Genomic DNA, 20,653 nt, shown 5'->3' on the forward strand with positions numbered 1-20,653 from the left:
CATTATATTACGCCACCCTAATGAGGAAAAAATTACTAAAAACACCGCTAATTTACTGAATTTAGGCTTAGAGAATTGCCAAATCATCGCAGGCGAGTCAGAACGGGACTTTTTGCAGCTTGCAACATTACCAAAGGCAACAACAGCGGTACTCTACCCTGCGGATGACGCATTAAATTTAGACGAGCACACTGCCACTACAGATGCTTTCAAACAGTCTTTGACCCATTTAATTGTGATTGATGGCACATGGAAAAAAGCCTACAAAATGCTGCAATTAACCCCAAGCCTCCACGCATTTGAGGCTGTGAGTTTTAAACAGGTACCACAAAACAAATACGTCATTCGCAAAGCGCCACGAGCAGATAGTTTATCAACTTTAGAAGCTGTGGCTCATAGCCTTAAATTAATTGAAGGCCTTGATGTAACGCCACTATATAGATTATTAGCTGCGCTGGTCGATAAGCAAACTCAGCATATGCCAGCTAATGTTAAGGCGCGCTATCTATAATGCGAGTATCAAAACGACTTAGTGCGGGTTTTCATCGTCAGGGACCCGATTATCGCTTTGATGATCAGGTCGATTTTGACGATATTCGCGATACATTTGGCTTTCGTACAATGGTGGTTGGCAATTGGGTCAACAAACAAGAACGTTTATTAGCGGCAAATTTAATTTACGATGCCTTAGCTGATCTTGCGCAAATACTGACTTTACCACCAACGGCAATTGGTCTTAGGGGGAAGCTTAATTTTGCCTTTGGTCATGGCGGCCAAAAAGGTGTGCAGGCTCATTATAATGCCAATAGTCAAACCCTTGCTCTGGCTAAAAATGCCGGTGGTGGCGCACTCGCCCATGAATGGTTTCATGCTTTTGACCACCATATTTGTCAGCATTTGTTTAGCGACAGAAAGAGTATGCAATTTTGCTCAGCGCTATGGCTCGAACAGTCACCAGATTTAAGTCATCCACTTAATCAGCGCTTAAATGAGTTTTATCATCAGGTATTTTTAGACAACTCAGGTGCGAACCCAAATGAGTTTGTGAAGCAATCTATCGCTTTTGATCAGCAGGTTAAGCAACTTTATATGAGTATGCCTGAAGAACTCGCGGCCCGCTGTTTTGAACAGTGTATTGACAGGCACCCTGATATAAAAAATAGCTTTTTGGTAAGTGGTTTATCAACAAGTGGCTTAATTTACCCAGATGAGCAACATACCATGCGCTGTTTTGCAGCGCTACTTAATTACTTTAATCAATTAGGTTCGCTGTTGCATCAAGACTAATTTCAACTTTCTGCACCTCGTTTATCCAATCTAAATAATCATCTGCACAGAGCGGCTTTGAAAAATAGTACCCCTGCCCAAACTGGCAGCCATAACTTTGCAACATAGCCAGACTTTGCTCATCTTCGATACCCTCAGCTACAACATGCGCCCCTAAAGTAGTGGCTATATCACAGGTTGCCCTACAGATACTTTGATCATTAACCGAAAACGGCAAATTCAATACAAACTGCTTATCTATTTTCACTTCATCAAAGCCAAGCTGACTTAAATAAGCAAGTGAAGAATAACCTGTACCAAAATCATCAATCGCGAGCTTTAATCCGATTAAACGGTAGTCATCCAGTGTTGCTTTAATCTTTTTACTTTCTTCCAAAGTTGCTGATTCTGTAAGCTCTAACATCACTGAGTCAGCCGATACTTTTTGCTCATTTAAAATGGTGATTAAAAGCACCGGTAAGTCTTTATTTAATAGATCTTTTGCTGATATGTTAATGGAAATAACGTGATCGGGTATCAGTTTGCAAAACTTCGCTTGCCACTCAATACCTCTTTCAACAACCCATTCAGTCAACTGATTGATCACCCCTGCTGACTCTGCTATTGGAATAAACACATCAGGGCTTACTGCGCCAAATACTGGATGCTGCCAACGCAGTAATGCTTCACAACCCACTACTTTGCCTGTTTTCAGACATATCTGCGGCTGAAAATGCAAGCTAAGTTGGTTTTCATCAATTGCAGTTTTAAGAGCCGCAGCAATAGATAACCTTTGCTCTGAAAGACGCGCACTTTCAGAGTCGAACATACGCCAACGCTCACCTTGTAAACGCTTTTCCGACATCGCTTGTATAGCACATTGAAAAATTTGCTTCGCAGTATTGCCATGCATAGGGTAATACGCAACACCAATATCAACACTGTCGACTAAATTAATCTCTTCATGAGTTAGTCCTTCTTCAAACACGCCATGGATCAAACATGCAAACTGCTCTATGTGACTTAGCTCAAGTTCTCCCATTACTAAACAGCCAAACGTACTGTCATCAACATGAGCGAGCCATGCACTTCTGCTGGCTTGAATTTCGAGTTTCAATGCATTCATACTCTGCAGCTGACTATTTAAAATACTTAATCTTTCATTGATACAAATATTGGCTTGTTCAAAGCCAAAAGTAGAGCGTGCATTTGAAAGTACATGAGCCTTAAATAATAAAACTGAAAAGTGTTGTTTCTGCGATACTTTTTTTACAATTTGCGCGATCAAAAATTGTTTATTTGGCAGTTTAGTATCTACATCATGCAGCATCGAATAACTAAATGCTGAAATTTGTTGGCGATCTTTTAACAACAGCACAGAACAAATCGCCAATGAAGTAATAAGCAAAATGGTATTATGAACGTCATGATAACCAATGCCAAAGCCATTCCAAATGAATAAACTAAATACTTGAATAACGATAGTTAAAAGCATAAAAACACGCAGATGAGTACGGTTGTTAATACGCTTAATCAAACTGTAAAAGATTGCTGCAACAAAGCCCAAAAAGCCCAAACAGCTGACTATAAATAGCCACTGACGATTAAATTGAGGCAATATTGATGAGAGCAAGGCCGCAATCAACAAACAAGCCATCATTGCTTGCCAAGCTTTTTTAAACTTAGCTGTGTAAGTATGAATCGCTAAAAAGTGATATAAAAAATAGCTAACAAAGCACAATGCAAGCTCATTAACAGGCCATTTAGCTTCCCAATCTAAGCCGTCAGCCAGGTAGCTAATCAGGCCGTTATCAATCAAGAAACCGATACAAACCAGTACAAAGTAAGCACTTAACACCATATATTTTGGTTGCTTCGATACAAAGAAGTACATTGCGCTTACTAAGATACATAAAATGAGTACACCTAAAATAGCACCGTAACCTAAAATTGTTTGATGTAAGTTGGCTTCAAATACTTTTGCAGCAACAACTCCCACCTCAATAGTCAACGCCCTATCATGCACAAAATTAACCAATGCCCAGCGATGCCCTTGGCCATGCTCAATCAACCAATGAGGGCGAACATTCGATAAGCTTTCTAGTGAAGCAAGCCGCTGATTATTAGTAGCCTGAAAATTTTCATCTAAAAGATAAAATTTAGCCCATGTTAAGTTTGGCTCGCCGAGAAAAACAACATAGTTTTTGTTCTTAGGTAATTGATATAAATCGATGATCAGCCAATGAGATGTTTTTGCTGCAAGGCGAATCGAGCTTGTTTCTAACGCATTTAATTTTTTTGCATTTTGTAACGATGCTTCGAGGGATTGGCTCAGTTTGGCAAGTGGCTGCTCTGAATCAAGCAACCATACAGGCAAATCTTCATTAGCAGCAGAAACAATGCCGCTGTGTAGCAATACACAACACCATAATATGAGCAGCTTTGTAATTATCCGACTGACTTGCTTGCCAATAAAGTGCATTTTAGCTCCGTGCTTTAAACACCAGCTAAAAGTATGGGGGTGATAAGCTTAAATTGCCAATTATAGTTAACTAAATTAGGTAAAAAGTTTGGCAACAAAATATTATGTGGCACTCAAGCCACATAATATACGATTATTTATTATCATCACTGATACGACTTGCAACGGCCGAATTTTGATCTTTATATTTCGCGTCTTTACGGGTGTTATATGGATTTTCTGCAGGGCTTGTCATGGTTTCAAAGCTCATAGCACCAATTTTCATCATCGGACGAAGTGCTAACGGCAATTTGCCTGAGTTATAAAACTCTAAGACAATATTTCCAGACCAACCTGGATCAATACGATGAGCGGTTACGTGTACCATTAAGCCTAAGCGAGCTAATGATGAACGTCCATCTAACCAACCAACAATATCAGCGGGCAAAGTCACTTTTTCATAAGTGATAGCCAAAGCTAACTCGCCAGGATGAAGGAAGAAAGCTTCTTCTTCTGCAAGCACAATTTCATCACTCATGATTGATTCCATCGCCTTGTTTAGCTGATCTTTTGGACCACTTAAGTCAACATAAGCTGCGGTATGATCTTGAAAGACTCGAAATTTATTGCCCAAACGTAAGTCCACAGTCACACCTGAAATCATTTCTTTACTCGGTGTTGGCTCAATAACAATGCGGCCTTCGTCAATATACTGCTGAATATGGGTGTCTGATAATCTCATTAATTATTCTACCTAAAACAACTTAAACATCTGATTTTAAGCTGAAAAAACACGCTAAGCTTTAAACTAAACACAGCAAAAGTCGCGTGTGTATTAGTAAAGCCAAATGGGGTGGATATAGTGTGACATATATTACACAAATCAACAGCGTGTTGCGCGAATAATTCTCAACAAAATAAGATAAGCCATCTCAGCTAATAACATCAGCTATTTCCGGTTTATCTGAACTGCTGAGTTTTGTTTTAATTCCCAGATTACAGGGAGAATGAGGATAAGTTGTTATGGATTACGTTATTTTATCCGTAATAACATTACCAGCATGCGTTGTCGCAATTTTAATCGCCAAACATTACGCTAAAAAGCACGATTTATGGTATGGCTTTCTCGTTTTTGTAGGTTCACTACTATTAACTAGCTGGTCGGTGGCTGGCTTAGTTGCTAACGAAACTTTCTTTTTTCCGCTACCTTCATTGCTCAGTATTGCCTTTTACTTCTACTGTTTTGGTGAAACCGATATTGTGTTTATGCCAAATTTTTTAATTAATCCTGGCATTGCTATTTTTTGCTATTTTTCTGGTTACTTTTTTTATCGTAATAAACTCTTTTAAAGCCCTGCTATTTTAAATCGATTAGCTTATCTCAATTAGTTTAATAAAAATAAAAGCCGCTCATTGAGCGGCTTTGGTTCTATCAGGGATCATATATTAAAAGCTATAACGGGCACCAATTGTGTAACGAGGTCCGTATTGACGAGCAAATAAGAACTGCTCTTGGTAACGACCGTAGCCACGCTCAGTTTCGTTGTTAAGATTTATACCTTCAAAGAAAACGGTCATGTTTTCGTTAATGTCATAGTTAACGCTTAAGTCCCATTGACCGTAAGTGTCGCCAAACTGTGGTGGCGCATCAGATGAACCTTGTGACTGACCCACACCAATCAAGTACGAATCACGCCATGCGTAAGTTACTTTAACTGACAAGCCATCTTTATCATAAAAGGCTTGGAAGTTAGCTGAATCGCTCAAACCTGATAACGGAGCTTGTTGGGTCAAACTATCAACATCAAATTCAACATCACCATCTACAAATGTGGCATTAACACCTAAACCGAAGCCACTTTCACCAAATAAGTGTTGAACAGCAAGTTCAAAGCCATCGACTGATTTGCTGTCGGTATTTTGTGGCTGAGAAATGTTCCATACCATGAGGGGGTCTGAGCTCGTCGGTTCAATAGCGCCATCCGCATTGCCATAACCAAGCGCTAACATTTCATTGAAAATAGCATCACTCGTAGCCTGCTCTCCGCGCGCTTCAACTGACGCTACAGCCTCTTGGTAACGAGGACCATTTAAGATGTCATGTAAACCATCAATCGTTGTTTCAGTAATTTGTGTTTGAATAAAGTTATCAACGTCTTTTTTGAAGTAGCCAAGCGATGCATAGCTACCTTCGCCGTAGTAATATTCAAGCGATAAGTCTAAGTTAGTTGATTCAAAAGGTAAAAGACTAGTGTTACCTTGGCCACCAGTGCGTGAACCCGGTTTAGGACTACCTGATAAGCTTCGGCCACCAGCAAGGTTACCAAGCGGTGCACGGGCCATGGTTTTACCCCATGAAACACGCCCCACAAGCTCGTCTGTGATCTCAACTTTTACATCGATATTAGGTAACCAGATATCGTAATTACCTTCTTCTTGATAAAAATTATCTGTGCCACCAGTTTCGTACTGCATAATCCATTCAGATGCACTCACCCAGTTCACTTGGCTTTCAACGCGTTGGCGAACCGTACTGGTTACATCCGTTTCTTCATAACGAAGACCTGCGTTAATCTGAACGAAGTAATTAGCTACATCAAATTCCCACAAGCTGTTCACATAAAAACTTTGCGTTTTCTCTTCTACATAGCTTTCGCTGTCGATACCATCAAAGAATGGGTCAATTGAATATTGATTATCACCCAATAAATCTTCGTTTAAAAAAGCAAGCTGACGAGCTAACGCCTCTTCAAAGCTGTAGGTGTAATAGTAATTTGGCTCAAGGGCACTACCACCACCAGCGAACTGGTCAAGCATGTCACCTGTATCGTTATAAGTGAACATGCCATCAGGGAAAATTTCGGTAAATGATGGATTAAAACCCGGACCGCCTCTTAAGCCACTCCATGCAGTAAAACCACCCATGGTTTGCTTGGTATTTGCCGCCCCAATTTTTACTTTTACTAATGGAATTTCGAAGCTTTCATTAAACCAAGTTGTATGAAGCTGGGCTTGCTCAACCTTAGACTCACCTGGCGAATAACTAAACTGGCTGAAGTTTGAATCAATTTCACTTGGGTCAAGTACTGTTGTGCCGTTGTTCCAGTTAACGTATGCGTGCGGAATTTCACCTGTGCGGTAGTCATATACTTTGCTCTTTAACTGGTCAGAACCAAGGATAATTTGACCGTCTGAGCCTAAACCGTCATCTGCACCATTATCTGTTTCGTTTTTCGAATCATGATAATCGAACTCAACTTCCCACTGATCGTTAATTTGCCACTCTAGGTTTAAACCGATTGAACGCGCTTTAACTTCTGTAGTAACACGGCTTGCAGTAAATGAGCCGTCGTTTCCACTGATATCGGCATAAAGTGCAGTACCATTTTCATCAAGCTCATAGCCATTAATGTTACCACCGAACTCATTCCAGATACCCCAACCTACGGTATTCACACCAGTAATAGCACGGCTTGCTGTGTAATCAACTGTTGCAGTAAAGCTTTCAACTGGCGAGTACTGTAAAGTTACTTGGCCATTAGTACGCTCACGTTCAACATCAGCAATACTGTAGTTCATGTCTTTCGGGAAGAAATGATTACCGACACGGTTGCCTTCGCTATCTAATGGACGCGGGTCAATGTACTCTCCTTCATCAAGAGTTGGTAAATCAACATTAGCTTGCCAACCTTGAATATTGGCACTTTGCTGTTGAAAGTCACGTTCTTGATGTGAGAAAGATGCCGCAAAACCAAATGTATCATCAGCATAGGTATTGCTGTACATCGCTGAAAATTCTGGCGTTACATCATCACCTTTTTCATTTGACGAGTCATGAATAGCTTTAATAGACGAGCTAAACTTTTCGCCTGGGCTATTTAATGGGCGAGTTGTAATAATATTTACAGTAGCACCTAGACCACCACTTGGTACATCAGCTTGACCTGATTTTGCTACTTCAAGTGCACTTACACCATCAGCGGCAATATTCTCAAGGGCGTATGAACGCGTATAACCCGTGCCTGGCATTTGGCGACCATTAAGCATTACGAGGTTAAACTCAGGGCCAAAACCACGTACCGTAATTTCGCTACCTTCGCCGTTTGAACGACTCACCGATACACCGGTAATACGCTGTAATGATTCAGCTAAGTTAGTATCTGGGAATTTACCCATCTCTTCTGCTGAAATCGCATCAACAACACCTGTTGCATCACGTTTCATATCCATGGCGCGGATCATACTGCCACGAATACCTTTAATTTCGATAACTTCAATATCGTTATCAGCTTTCTCTTGCTCATCCTGTGCATAAGCCGACATAGTGCCTAGCCCTGCGGTTAAAATCATCGCAACTGACGCTGCAAGAGGTGTTTTAATAAATTTTGTGCTTTTCATGATTTACCTGCTTTTGCAATATGTTGTCATGGATACTGGGTGCTGTAATCAGCACCCATCACTTGTTGCCAATGTTCATTACGGGTTTGCAATAACTGCATTATCAATACGGTAAACCGCACCTTCACCCATCCCCCATGACGGGAACACCATAACAACGTCGATTGCACTAATATCAAGACCTGCACTTAGTAGATCAGCAAGTGTATAGGTATACGTTTGCCACTCACCAACTACAGGCTCGACACCTTCTTGGCTTGCACTTAACGCAAGCTCCACAGCTTGAGCTGCATCGTTTGACTCAATTTTGAATAACCACTGAGCATCTTGGTTGCTGGCGTTTGAAACTATTTTCATTTCAAAGCGAACCACACCTTGTGATAATAAGTGTGAAGCATCAAAGCTTACGCCGTCATCAGCTAAGAAGCCCATAACTGTTGGTTGAGCGCCAATTTGAAACTCTGCAACTGAGCCATGTGCTTCGTCGTCAGTTTCAACTGTTGGCGTACTACCTGCACAACAATCCCAAATACTCCATTGGTCAGCTACATTATTAGCAAATAATGTTAGCTCTGACGCAGCCGTATCTTGCTCAGGTGCATAGATGCGGGCATTGTCAACACGGTAAACCGCACCTTCACCTTGCCCCCATGCAGGGAAAATCATAATTACATCAATTGCACTGACATCTAAACCAGCGTTTAATAAGGTGCTAATTGGGAATGTATAGGTTTGCCACTCTCCAGCAACAGGATCAACACCTTCAGCACTCGTGTTAAGGTTTAATTCAACTGCTGTAGCACCTTCATTTGACTCTACTTTTAGAAGCCAAGGTGCATCTGGCGTTGACGATAAAGACGTGATCTTCATTTCAAATTGCAACATGCCATCATCAACTAATGCTGATGCATCAAACTGGCTACCACTACCACCTGATGAAGTACGGTTGATAAAGCCCATTACTGTTGGTTGAGCACCAATAGAGAACTCAGCTGTCACACCATGCTCTTCATCGTCGACTACTTCGACAGGCGTTGAACCGCCACAACAATCCCATAACGGCCAATCAAGGTTCATTTCATCTGCAAATAAGGTTAATGAAGGTAATGTCGTCGTTGCACCATTGGTGATCTCTACGTTATCAACACGGTAAACTGCGCCCTCACCTTGACCCCATGCAGGAAAAATCATAATCACATCAATCAGTGAAACATTTAGCCCTGCATCTGCCAGTGTTTGCAGAGGGAATGTATAGGTTTGCCATTCACCGGCAACTGGACTTACACCTTCAGTACTCGCACTTAGATTTAACTCAACCGCTGTCGAGCCTTCATCGCTCTCAATTTTAAATAACCAAGGTGCATCTGGAGTTGAAGGAAGCGAAGTTACTTGCATGTCAAAAGTTACATAACCGTCTTCTAACATAGCACTAGCATCGAAAGGTGAGGCTTCTCCGTTTTCATCTGTGATAAAAGCATCACGACTAATGAAACCATTTACAGTAGGTTCTGCGCCAACAACAAACTCAACCACATCACCGCGCTCAGCATCTTCTACTAGCGCAGGTGTTGAACCGCCACAGCAGTCCCATGCAGGCCAGTTAGGATTAAAGCTGTTATCAAAAATGGTGAGTGGCGTTACGGTGCCATCACTCGGTGGAGTCGGAGCTGGTGCTGCACCCTGCACAAGTGCATCTTCTGGATTGTCGTAACCAGGACGAACTGTTTCACAGCCTTTGCCTGTGTCTGGGTTTTGCGAACATTCATAAACACGAACATAGTCAACTTCAAAAGTCTGACCATTTTCGAATGCACTAGCATCAATACCTAAAGCATTAACGTTTTCTGGCCAGTCACCGCCCACTGCAAAGTTAAGAATTAAATAAAACTCTTGATCAAATGGGGCTGTGTCCCAATGAGTTTCTAACTCACCCGTTGTTTGATCAAAATACTCGGTATACCAACCCTTATGTTTTAGAGCAAGCGCCTCACCATTTGCATTGTAAAGTAATTCTGATTTGCGCTGCGTGGCATACAAGTAGTCATCGACGTACCAGCGGATTTCACCCTCTTGCCACTCAATAGCATAAGTATGAAAGTCATCAGCAGGGTTTACACCTTGGTCAAATGTGTAAGCTTTGCCGCTTTGATCGTTATTTGGCCACTCTTTACCATAATGAAGTGTTCCGTAGATGTTTGACTCGACACCATCCTCGGTTGGAACTTTCAAGTTAACCGACTCAACAATGTCAATTTCGCCTGAACGAGGCCAGCCACCGTAAACTTCATCGGTTGGCATCATCCAAAACGCAGGCCAAGAGCCTTGGCCACTTGGTAATTTAGCTCTTACTTCAAAGCGACCATATTTAAAATCAGCTTTGTAACGAGTATTGATACGTGCAGACGTATAAGGTTTTGCTGCCCCTTCTTCTGCAGGTAATGCAACAATATTAAGAATACCGTCTGCAACAAAGGCGTTTTCTTCACTATCGGTATAACATTGTTTTTCGTTATTACCACCACCTGCACAGTCTATTTCGAAATTCCATTTGTTGTCATCTATGGCATCGCCGTCAAAGTTATCTTCCCAAACCATAACCCAATCTGAAACTGGCTCAGTCGGGTTTACAGTATCTATTTTTGTATCTGTGGCAGAGCCACCGCAGCCAGCTACAGTCACTACTGAAAGCGCCATTGCTAGTTGTGTTAAGTGTGTTTTGAATTTGTTCATTGCATTGAACCCTAACATTATGTGTTTGTTAGTACTCAACTGATTCATATAGTATTATTTTAATCAGTTAATTGTAAGCGCTTACAAAACAGGTTAAATAAAAAGAACCATTAATGTAAGCGCTTACATTAGAGTATGGCATGGTTATTAAAACGTCAATAAATTATTAACAATTACTGCAAATTTTTTGACATGTTTTACGTAAATTTAGGCTATATGCTGCTAAAAGCGTGGTTGGGAGTGAATTTAGTACAAAATAATCAATCAAGTCTTTGTTAATAAGAAAAACCCATTAACAAAATCTTTGCAACAATCAATCTTCAGTAATAACAATTTCAACGGAGCTTGTGTGTGACTGCTGATAATACAAGCTACTAGCAAGTACACGGGCAGCTGTTTTGTATGTTTCACTTATTTGAGCCGCGTTATCTTTCGCTATTAAATTGCCCTGCTCTGAGCTTTCACGAATTTCAATGGCCAACGGAATATTAGCAAGTACAGGCACACCATGGCGATGAGCTAATTTTACGGCACCATCTTTACCAAATACATGGTTTGGTTGCCCACAATGGCCACACAAGAAGTAGCTCATATTTTCAATTAAACCAAGCACAGGGACGTTTACTTTATTGAACATAGCTATACCTTTTTGTGCATCGGCAAGGGCTAAATCTTGAGGGGTGGTAATGATCACAGCACCACTAGCAGGCACTTTTTGGCTCATCGTCAATTGAATATCACCCGTACCAGGGGGCATATCAACGATTAGATAATCAAGCTCTCCCCAAACGGTTTCGTTCATTAATTGATTAAGTGCTCCTGATGCCATAGGACCACGCCAAACGGTGGCATCATCACTTGGAACTAAAAAGCCGATCGATTGCGCTTTGAGATTATGTGCCTCAAAAGGAAGTAAGTTTTTATTATCCGCTGTTTTAGGTTCAGCTCCTTGCAGACCTAAAAGTAATGGAATAGACGGGCCATAAATGTCGGCATCGAGAATACCTACTTGTGCACCCTCTTGCTCTAAAGCCGAGGCAAGATTCACTGCCGTGGTTGATTTGCCAACTCCACCTTTACCTGATGCAACTAGAACAATATGTTTAATTTGCTTAAAACTATAAGAATTAGGTAATTTGACTTTGGCGCTAATTGACACAGGCACTGATAATTTATCGGCGACAAACTTTTCAATTTCGTTGATTTCACCACAGCCAGCAAAAGGTAGGCTTAGTTTTACTTGCCAGCTTTTATCGCTGTTTTGATTAAGCTCTTCGAGCCAGCTTTGCTCAATACCAATGGCAAATGCGCTACTACGATAGGCGGCGAAGGCATCAATGATCGGTGCTTTTTCAGTCGATTTACTTGAGAATAGTTTTGACAGTCCAAACATAGCAATAAATTAGCGTTTCTTTGATGAAAAGTGCTGCGGAATTATGTAACATTCAAGGCATTAAAACCAGACAATTAGATAATATCATTGCTTTAGGTTGTATATAAGCAACTCACAATGAATTAAATAATGATATTCGTGCATGTTTGCATCGAACTAATCTCAATTCGGAATGATTATGGCACAGCGAAAGATCCTGATTACTAGCGCATTACCTTATGCCAATGGCCCGACTCACTTAGGTCATTTACTAGAATATATCCAAACTGATATTTGGGCGCGTTACCAAAAACAACAAGGTCATGAAACCTACTACGTTTGCGCGGATGATGCCCACGGCACACCAATTATGCTTAATGCGCAAAAACAAGGGATCACGCCTGAGGAAATGGTTAAAAACGTGAGTGTTGAGCGTCAACGCGACTTTGCTGATTTCAACATTGAATTTGATAACTATCACAGCACGCACAGTGAAGAGAATCGTCACTTTAGTGAATTAATCTACAATCGTTTAAATGAAGCGGGTCACATTAAAAAGCATACTATTTCTCAACTGTTCGACCCAGAGAAAGGTATATTCTTACCAGACCGCTTTGTAACAGGTACTTGCCCTACGTGTAAGTCAGAAGATCAAAACGGTGACAGCTGTGATTCTTGTGGTGCTACTTACAGCCCAACTGAGCTTATCAACCCACGTTCTGTAATGTCGGGTGCTGAGCCAATCTTAAAAGATTCTGAGCATTACTTCTTCGATCTTCCAGCTTTTGAAGACATGCTTAAAGAGTGGTTACACTCAGGTACGATTCAACAAGAAATGGCGAACAAGTTAGATGAATGGTTTGCAGATGGCTTACAGCAGTGGGATATCAGCCGTGACGCACCTTATTTTGGCTTTGAAATCCCTGGTGCACCGGGTAAATACTTCTACGTATGGTTAGATGCTCCAATTGGTTACATGGCGAGCTTTAAAAACTTGTGCGATAAAAAAGGTATCGATTTTGATGCATTCTGGAGAGAAGACTCAGATGCAGAGCTTTACCACTTCATCGGTAAAGACATCATCTATTTCCACAGCTTATTCTGGCCGGCAATGTTAGATGGCGCAAAATTCAGAAAGCCAACAAACGTATTCGCCCACGGTTTTGTGACAGTAAATGGCGCAAAGATGTCTAAATCAAAAGGCACCTTTGTTAAAGCGCGTACTTACCTTGATAACCTAGACCCTGAGTATCTTCGTTATTACTACGCAGCAAAACTAAACAACGGCATCACTGACCTTGACTTAAACCTTGAAGACTTTGCACTGCGTGTAAACTCTGACTTAGTAGGTAAAGTTGTTAACATCGCAAGCCGTTGTGCAAGTTTCATCACCAAGAAATTTGACGGTAAGCTTAGCGACACAGTGATGGATGAAGCACTGTTAGGTGAGTTCCAAGCGGCTTCTGCAAGCATTGCAAATCACTATGAAAACCGTGATTACAGCCGTGCAATTCGTGAAATCATGGCCCTTGCTGATAAAGCAAACCAATTTATAGATGCTAAAGCGCCGTGGGTGTTAATTAAAGACGAAACAAAACAACAAGAAGCACACGATGTATGCTCTCTTGGTTTAAATATGTTCCGTGTACTTATCACTTACTTAAAACCAGTTCTTCCAGGTATGGCTGCTAACGTAGAAGCCTTCTTAAACGACGGTTTAACATGGCAAGGTGCGCAAACAGCGCTTGTAGGTCACGCAATTAATAAATTCAAACCGTTAATGCAACGTGTTGAAATGGATAAAGTAAATAAAATGATTGAAGAATCTAAAGAAAGCCTAGTTGCTGAAAAAGACAAGATTGATCCAAACAGCCCGCTAGCAAAAGAGCCAATCAGCCCAGAAATCGAATTTGATGATTTTGCTAAAGTTGATTTACGTGTAGCAAGAATTGCTAAAGCAGAACACGTTGAAGGCGCAGATAAGTTATTAAAACTAACCTTAGATTTAGGTGGCGAAACGCGCCAAGTCTTCGCAGGTATTAAATCTGCATATGCTCCTGAAGACATCGAAGGCAAGCTAACGGTAATGGTAGCGAACCTTAAGCCTCGTAAGATGCGTTTTGGTATGTCTGAAGGCATGGTATTAGCAGCTGGCCCTGGCGGTAAAGAAATTTATATTCTTAACCCAGATGAAGGCTCAGAGCCTGGCATGCGCGTAATGTAATTGCACAATTACTAGCTACTAAAAAACCGTTGTGTTTTAGGCACAACGGTTTTTTTATGTTGAATGTATGGTTATGAACTTGGGCATGCCGGGTGCTCAGTCAGTACTTGAGTAATTATTTGTCCGAACTGCTGGTGTTGTTGCTCTGTGATAGCAAAAGCAGCATTGTAAGCGAGAGTGTCAGCAAGCTCACCGGTTACTACTTCATAAAAAGTCATTGCGGTAAGTAAGTGCCCTGCATCTGAAGCATGATTACCATCGGGACTGTAAAAATTCAGATCTGGTAATGCAGCTATTGCTTTGTCCCAAACTAAACCGACAGGTGCAACACAGCTTGTTTCTTTTTCGCTAATAGACAAGTGTAATTGATAGACAAGCTCCCCTTCTTTGCTGTCACCTCGCTGTGGATGCTCAGGAAATAAGATGGGTGTGATATCCAGCTCTTTCGCACTTGCAATCAATCGCTCTGCCTCACTCGTAGAATAGCTAACAGAGCCAGACTGAGAATATTTCTGACCTTGAAAAATAGCATGACTCCAATTGTCTTGCTGTAGCTTTTCAACATTGCCCGATTCGTTAACTATCTCATCTAAAAAGCGACCACTGACGGTAAGGGTTGATACTTGAGCGTTGGTTAACTCACTTGAAATGAGCTGTTCAAGCAAATCCCCTAATTTAGCGCTATGGCTATTACCGTAAATAATAACTTTATAGTCAGCACTACCACTGTTATCGACTAGCCCAACAGTTGTATCTGGGGTGGAGCTGTCATGCTCATCGACTTTTGTAGTTTCGCTTTTTGAGCTTGAACCACATGCAACGAGACTAAATGAAATGACTAGTAACAAATAGCATCGAATTAACCTAGCAAGCTTATCATTGATCATATTTAACCTTTTTGGCTTATTATTTTTATGTCGTTAATATTGAGACATAAAACTGTAAATTGCCAATTTTTATACGATTTTCATCTAAGGTGCTAAATATAAATCATGTAAAACTCGCTCTTTTCGAGGTAAATAATAGTCATCATAATCAAGTGACACTATGACTCTTTTAGCTTTACCTAACAACTCACTGCGAGGCACTAAACCAATCACTCTCGAGTCTGCACTATGATCGCGATTATCACCCATCGCTAAATACATATCCTTAGGAATTACGACAGGTGCAAAATGCTGCATCACCGAAGAGGCTTTTGATACCTGGATGGCGTGCTGAACACCTGCAAGGTTTTCAATCAGTGTCTGCTGTTGTTGCTTGTCATCAGTTAATGCGTAATTAAGCGCTTTACCGTTAATAATCAATTTATTATCTACTAAAGTCACTGTATCGCCCGGCACACCAATAACACGCTTTATTAAACGATTATTTGCAGCCTTGGAATCAAATACGATGATATCCCCGGCTTTTGGCTCATCGGTGCGCATAAGCGAAATATGAGTAAATGGCACACGCAGATCATAAGCCATTTTATCCGTTAAAATACGATCCCCTTCGACAATGGTCGGATTCATTGAACCTGTTGGCACTTCATACCAATCAGCTACCGCACTTCTAAAAACACTCATCAAGCAGATAAATACAATCAATGAACGGTTATTTTTCCATACTTTTACAATCCAGTTCATAGTCATTCCTTATTTTGTGGTTTGTTTTACTAAGAGCCTTTAGCTGAGAATTAGTTCTTAACTAAATGTAACGAGATACGTCAAAGATAAAAATATCATACATGATGTTAAAAATATTTGACACAGCAAGCGATGAGTAGTTTACTTAACATCAAGTCAAATATATTTTACATGGGATTATGAAATATGAGCTACAAAGAAATGACAATTTGGGGCACTTTAGTAGTGACAATTGGCCTTTTAAGTTATTACCTCCTAGTTATTAATTCACTACAAGCTGCTGGAAACCTTAGCCAAGATACCATGGTTTCATACTTATATAAGGTCGTTGTTGTAGCGGTAATCTTAGAGATAATCATGCAATCGATACTTGCAGGCATTAAACACAAAGAAGCAGACTTAGGTGATGATGAACGCGATAAGCTCATTGAATTAAAAAGCACCAAACTTGGACACTGGTTTTGCTCTGCAATTATCTTAATGTGTGTATTTCTAACGACTCAAATTGAGCGTGTGTCAGACCGTATGTTGTTACCTGAGGTCTCTGATCTATATAATATTATGCATTTTCTTATTATAGGTTTTTTAATTAGTGAAATTATCACTAATGCTAGCAAAGCGTATTTATATCGAAGAGATAGCTAAATGACAAAACAGCTCAGTAATACCATTCGTGAACTTCGATTTCATCACAATGAAATGACTCAGCAAGCATTGGCAGAGGCTGTTGGCGTTTCAAGGCAAACCATAGTAGCGATTGAAAAAGGTAAATACTCACCGTCCCTTGAAGTGGCTTTTAAGATTGCTCAATTGTTTGATAAGAAGCTGGATGATGTTTTTTCGTATCAATAGACCAACAAAAAAGGTTAGCTATTTAGCTAACCTTTTTTGTTCAGTAAGCATCGTAAAATCTTACGGCTGCTGATTTTTGAACTGCGCTTTGGCTTGTTCAACTTCGTCATCACTGATCCCAACTGATTCAGCCGCTTCTTTAATAAGGTGTGGCTGCGTCATCACTAATGCCATAAGTTGTTGAAGCTTTTCTGGTGGGATACCTAACTGTTGAAACAAACCCATTGCCATCATTGGGTTTTCCATAAATGCTTGGAACAGCTCACGCACTTTTTCGTCACTTACATTGTGCTCTTTGAGCATTGCAATAATTGGGTTCATACTAACCTTTACTTTTAACTACTAATAAAACCAATAATATGGGCAAATTAATGTTATTCAACTAACATCACCACTTTTCCCGAATTTTCGTTGTTATCTAAAATACGATGAGCCTCATTTGCATCTTGCCAATTTAACGTTTTATAGATATTGCAATCCAACAGTCCTTGTGCCAAATCATCATAAAAGCGGGTTATAAACTGCTCTTTTAAATCGCGCTTAAATTCAATTGAACGGTTTCGTAAGGTTGATGCATGAAATGAAATACGCTTACTAAGCAGCCTTGCAAAGTCAACCTCAGCAAAGCGCGCATCTAAAAACGCTAACATCACAATTTGGCAATCCATTGCTGCAACGGCGGCATTTTTGTTTAAATAGCTCCCTGAAACTGGATCAACAATGGTATTGGCCTGTAAATTATTTGCTTTGAAGTATTTTACAAAGTCGGTGGTTTTATAATTGATGGTATGGTCAGCACCCAGCTGTTTGGCATGCTCGCACTTTTCATCGCTTCCGGCGGTGATCACCACTTGAGCGCCAGCGCGTTTTGCCATTTGAATTGCGGCACCGCCTACGCCACTGGCTCCTGCATGAATAAGTGCCGTTTGCCCTGCTTTAAGCTGACCAAATTGAAACAAAGCAGAAAATGCCGTTAAGTAAACTTCGCTGATAGCAGCGCCTTGGGCCATTGTCATTTCATCTGGTAAAGGCATCACTTGCGCAGCATCAACGGCAACATACTCGCTGTAAGCACCGCCCGCACACAAGGCAAAAACGCGTTTATTAAGCCAGTCACCGGATACTGCACTACCTTGCTCAACAATGGTACCGGCGCATTCTAACCCTAGAATTTCACTGTCACCTTTGGGCGCAGGATATTTACCTTGTCGCTGTAAACAATCAGCCCGATTAACGCCGATTGCTGCAACAGCAATAAGAACTTCGTTATCTTTTAGGGCTGGTTTATCTGTTTGCGCAAAATGTAACTGTGAGTCTTCGTGCTTAATATAACGCATATCACCTTCTATTTAATTCGTTGCCAGATCTCAGCTTCGACTAATTTGCCATTTTCATACAAGGTGTGGTGCCACAAGTCACCTTCTATTTTGTAATCAAATGCCATGGTCTTGCCAAGTAATGAAGGTACATTACCATAGGAAAAAGTTTCGATAAATTGCTGGTCTTGCAAAACATATTTGCCGCCACCAGCATAATGAAAGTTACCTTTCTTTTGGGTGATATAGCTAAAATGACTAGGCGTAATCAGCTTTACAGAAGTTATTTCTGGCGCTTTTGCCGTTACATAACCATCACTGGTTGCATATTTACCTTCAACAAATTGCCAACTACCTAATAACGGATTGGCGCTTACCATAGACGAAATAAATAAACTCGATAATAACAGTGTGTTTTTCATAGTGCGTTCCTTAGCAATTTTTTCAATAGCATACGCTAACACTATGTTTCGATTAAACAGTTATAGGTTGAGATTTTTTCATTTGAGCTTTCATCGAAGAAAAGCGCCAAGACTGCTTATAAGGATAAACATCAAGCAATTGCCCATCGTTAATAGCCGCTTGTAATTGCTGCCACATAGTGGCTGTGAAAATATCTTGGTGGGCTGCATTAAAATAATCAAACGCCCGCTTATTGGCGCTAAAAAATACTTTAAACTGGCTCGGAAATACGTCGTTTTCTGCGATATCAAAGTAGCTTTCGCTGCTGAGCTCATCCAATGAGTCATCAGTTTTTGGTAGCTCTCTAAATTGACATTCCGTCATTGGGCAAATTTCATCGTAGTCATAGAACACCACTCTTCCCCAACGAGTGACACCAAAGTTCTTCATCAGCATATCGCCGGGAAAGATATTAGCCCCCGCGAGCTCTTTTATTGCTTTACCGTAATCAACCATGACTTGCTGCAGTTTTCGCTCATCACAGTCATTGATATACAAATTAAGCGGCGTCATTTTGCGTTCTACATAAACATGGCGCAATATAAGTGCATTACCCGAAATTACTAAACTATCACCAATTTGCTGCTGCATTGTCTTTATTAGCTCTTCACTAAATCGACTTAAATCAAACGCTAAATAACGAAATTCGTGTGTATCAACTAGCCGGCCTACTCGGTCGGCTTGTTTAACAAAGTCGTACTTGGCCATGACCTGCTGTTTGGTGGCTGTTTTCGGTGCACTGAATTTATCTTTGATTACCTTATAGACATAATCTGAGCCTGGGGTTGTAAATACTAGCATTACCATGCCCGGCGTTCCTGGCGCAATAATGTATTTATCATCCACAGGGCTATTGCGCGTGGTATCAACTTTGTAACGATAGAACTCGGTTTTAGCATGTTTGATAAAGCCTATGGCATTAAACAACTCAAAGCGTTGCTTATGGGGCATTAAAACACTGAGATAATCAACGTATCGTGCGGGTTGGTCGGTATCGACCATAAAATAAGTACGCGCAAAGCCAAACAATAAGCTAAGTTGGTCAGCTCCCATCATCACAGCATCAATATGCAGACCTTTTTCACTGTTTAACAACGCAATCGCAAATGGCATGTTATCGCCATTTTTAGCAATACATCGACCTATGATGTAACACGCTTTATTTCTGAAAAACAAAGAATTTGCGTATTCAATATAACCATCGTTGAGTGCAAGTAGCTCATAGACTTGCGGGCATTGCAGTTTTGCACCCGCAATTAAAGTACGCTGCAACATGGCAACATCACCAGTAAAATCAGCGTATTGTGAACGAAACACATGGCGTTTTATTAAGCTGCTGATGGCACTTTCAAAACCATTTTGTAAAGAAATGCGGCTAACCAATGAATCAAAAGGCCGCGGCCCAAGTTGATAACGTGCTTTTAGTACAAACAAATGTACATTGCGGATTTTTCGTGAGTCCCAAATAGCACCGAAGGTTGAGTTAAAAAAAGTATGAGCAATCGGCTGATTTTCATGGCTTTGCACCATTTCTGCGTATATTTTTTTGGCTAGTAACCAAATTGCAGGGTCATCTACCTCGCTATAAGCAATAATTTTTACAGCTTGGCTTACCTTTTTTACTTGCCCTTCGTAAACCTGTAATCGCGATTTCATTGCCCCTTGAACTTGATGCCACTGGCGCTGTTCAAAACGACTTTGTGCACCGAGGGTAATATTTAAAAACTCTGCAAACATAGCCTCAAAGCCAGCATACACCGCGCGGGCAAGCTTAGTCGCTACTACCTGATTTAACTGTTCGCTGTGTGATTTAACAGCCAAATGTGAGCTCTGCTGTGGCATTATTTTTATCGCTTATGCTGATTATTTTAGTCGCCTTGTTTACACACAATAGCAAGCGCGCTTTAATTTAGGTAATTAATAAAGATAATAAATAAGATT

The 20,653-nt window shown here is 40.7% G+C and carries 17 protein-coding genes; 6 read left to right on the plus strand and 11 right to left on the minus strand.

Annotated features, from left to right (window positions below; all coding sequences use genetic code 11):
* Together L1D46_RS07305 and L1D46_RS07310 are read left to right on the plus strand one after the other, a co-directional pair.
* The coding region (locus L1D46_RS07305) for a tRNA-uridine aminocarboxypropyltransferase (protein ID WP_275668418.1) at nucleotides 1-511 on the plus strand (511 nt) is incomplete at its 5' end.
* Nucleotides 511-1,287, plus strand: coding sequence for a CLCA_X family protein (locus L1D46_RS07310; RefSeq protein WP_178926853.1), 777 nt, complete (start codon nucleotides 511-513; stop codon nucleotides 1,285-1,287). The genes L1D46_RS07305 and L1D46_RS07310, both read left to right, overlap by 1 nt.
* On the opposite strand, the gene L1D46_RS07315 is transcribed toward L1D46_RS07310, so the two are convergent.
* Complete coding sequence (locus tag L1D46_RS07315) at nucleotides 1,253-3,748, minus strand: EAL domain-containing protein (protein WP_239977186.1); 2,496 nt, start codon at nucleotides 3,746-3,748, stop codon at nucleotides 1,253-1,255. The two genes, L1D46_RS07310 and L1D46_RS07315, sit on opposite strands and share 35 nt — an antisense overlap.
* Before the next feature lie 133 nt (nucleotides 3,749-3,881).
* Nucleotides 3,882-4,469 carry a dCTP deaminase gene (gene dcd / locus L1D46_RS07320; RefSeq protein WP_130051745.1) on the minus strand — a complete coding sequence of 196 codons (588 nt, stop codon included), beginning with the start codon at nucleotides 4,467-4,469 and terminating at the stop codon, nucleotides 3,882-3,884.
* A 281-nt stretch (nucleotides 4,470-4,750) separates the two neighbouring features.
* On the opposite strand from dcd, the gene L1D46_RS07325 reads away from it, so the two are divergent.
* The gene (locus tag L1D46_RS07325) at nucleotides 4,751-5,077 is read left to right on the plus strand and encodes a hypothetical protein (protein ID WP_130051746.1); all 327 of its coding nucleotides are present in this window, start codon (nucleotides 4,751-4,753) and stop codon (nucleotides 5,075-5,077) included.
* 96 nt (nucleotides 5,078-5,173) lie between these two features.
* Here L1D46_RS07325 and L1D46_RS07330 read toward each other — a convergent pair whose 3' ends face one another.
* The 3 genes from L1D46_RS07330 to apbC all read right to left on the minus strand — a co-directional run bounded on the left by L1D46_RS07330 (nucleotide 5,174) and on the right by apbC (nucleotide 12,248).
* A complete protein-coding gene (locus L1D46_RS07330; RefSeq protein ID WP_239977187.1) occupies nucleotides 5,174-8,125 on the minus strand; it encodes a TonB-dependent receptor in 2,952 nt (983 codons plus the stop codon).
* Between the two features lie 78 nt (nucleotides 8,126-8,203).
* A complete protein-coding gene (locus L1D46_RS07335; RefSeq protein ID WP_239977189.1) occupies nucleotides 8,204-10,855 on the minus strand; it encodes a glycoside hydrolase family 16 protein in 2,652 nt (883 codons plus the stop codon).
* A 313-nt stretch (nucleotides 10,856-11,168) separates the two neighbouring features.
* Nucleotides 11,169-12,248 (minus strand): iron-sulfur cluster carrier protein ApbC, encoded by a 1,080-nt coding sequence (gene apbC, locus L1D46_RS07340; protein ID WP_130051749.1) that lies wholly within the window; start codon nucleotides 12,246-12,248, stop codon nucleotides 11,169-11,171.
* A 178-nt stretch (nucleotides 12,249-12,426) separates the two neighbouring features.
* On the opposite strand from apbC, the gene metG reads away from it, so the two are divergent.
* Nucleotides 12,427-14,451: a methionine--tRNA ligase gene (gene metG / locus L1D46_RS07345; RefSeq protein WP_239977191.1), complete on the plus strand. Its 2,025-nt coding sequence runs from the start codon at nucleotides 12,427-12,429 to the stop codon at nucleotides 14,449-14,451.
* 71 nt (nucleotides 14,452-14,522) lie between these two features.
* Here the strand turns inward: metG and L1D46_RS07350 are convergent, their stop codons facing one another.
* Both L1D46_RS07350 and lepB read right to left on the minus strand, forming a co-directional pair.
* Nucleotides 14,523-15,338, minus strand: a complete 816-nt coding sequence (locus L1D46_RS07350) for a hypothetical protein (RefSeq protein WP_239977193.1) — start codon at nucleotides 15,336-15,338, stop codon at nucleotides 14,523-14,525.
* A gap of 84 nt (nucleotides 15,339-15,422) precedes the next feature.
* Nucleotides 15,423-16,082: a signal peptidase I gene (gene lepB / locus L1D46_RS07355; RefSeq protein WP_167658610.1), complete on the minus strand. Its 660-nt coding sequence runs from the start codon at nucleotides 16,080-16,082 to the stop codon at nucleotides 15,423-15,425.
* A 186-nt stretch (nucleotides 16,083-16,268) separates the two neighbouring features.
* On the opposite strand from lepB, the gene L1D46_RS07360 reads away from it, so the two are divergent.
* Nucleotides 16,269-16,727, plus strand: coding sequence for a hypothetical protein (locus L1D46_RS07360; RefSeq protein ID WP_239977195.1), 459 nt, complete (start codon nucleotides 16,269-16,271; stop codon nucleotides 16,725-16,727).
* Nucleotides 16,728-16,934, plus strand: a complete 207-nt coding sequence (locus L1D46_RS07365) for a helix-turn-helix transcriptional regulator (protein WP_054552938.1) — start codon at nucleotides 16,728-16,730, stop codon at nucleotides 16,932-16,934.
* 60 nt (nucleotides 16,935-16,994) lie between these two features.
* Here the strand turns inward: L1D46_RS07365 and L1D46_RS07370 are convergent, their stop codons facing one another.
* From L1D46_RS07370 to aceK, 4 genes are read right to left on the minus strand one after another with little or no spacing between them, the layout of a single operon-like run.
* Nucleotides 16,995-17,255, minus strand: a complete 261-nt coding sequence (locus L1D46_RS07370) for a DUF2999 family protein (protein WP_239977196.1) — start codon at nucleotides 17,253-17,255, stop codon at nucleotides 16,995-16,997.
* Nucleotides 17,256-17,308: 53 nt separating this feature from the next.
* Nucleotides 17,309-18,271 (minus strand): zinc-binding dehydrogenase, encoded by a 963-nt coding sequence (locus L1D46_RS07375; protein ID WP_239977197.1) that lies wholly within the window; start codon nucleotides 18,269-18,271, stop codon nucleotides 17,309-17,311.
* An 8-nt stretch (nucleotides 18,272-18,279) separates the two neighbouring features.
* Entirely contained in the window at nucleotides 18,280-18,672 is a 393-nt protein-coding gene (locus L1D46_RS07380; protein WP_239977198.1) for a hypothetical protein, read from the minus strand.
* A 52-nt stretch (nucleotides 18,673-18,724) separates the two neighbouring features.
* On the minus strand, nucleotides 18,725-20,554 hold the full coding sequence (gene aceK / locus L1D46_RS07385) for a bifunctional isocitrate dehydrogenase kinase/phosphatase (RefSeq protein WP_167658613.1): 1,830 nt from the start codon (nucleotides 20,552-20,554) through the stop codon (nucleotides 18,725-18,727).
* Nucleotides 20,555-20,653 lie beyond the last annotated feature (99 nt).

This window comes from Pseudoalteromonas sp. Isolate3, from assembly GCF_022398505.1.
Classification (GTDB): domain Bacteria; phylum Pseudomonadota; class Gammaproteobacteria; order Enterobacterales; family Alteromonadaceae; genus Pseudoalteromonas; species Pseudoalteromonas apostichopi.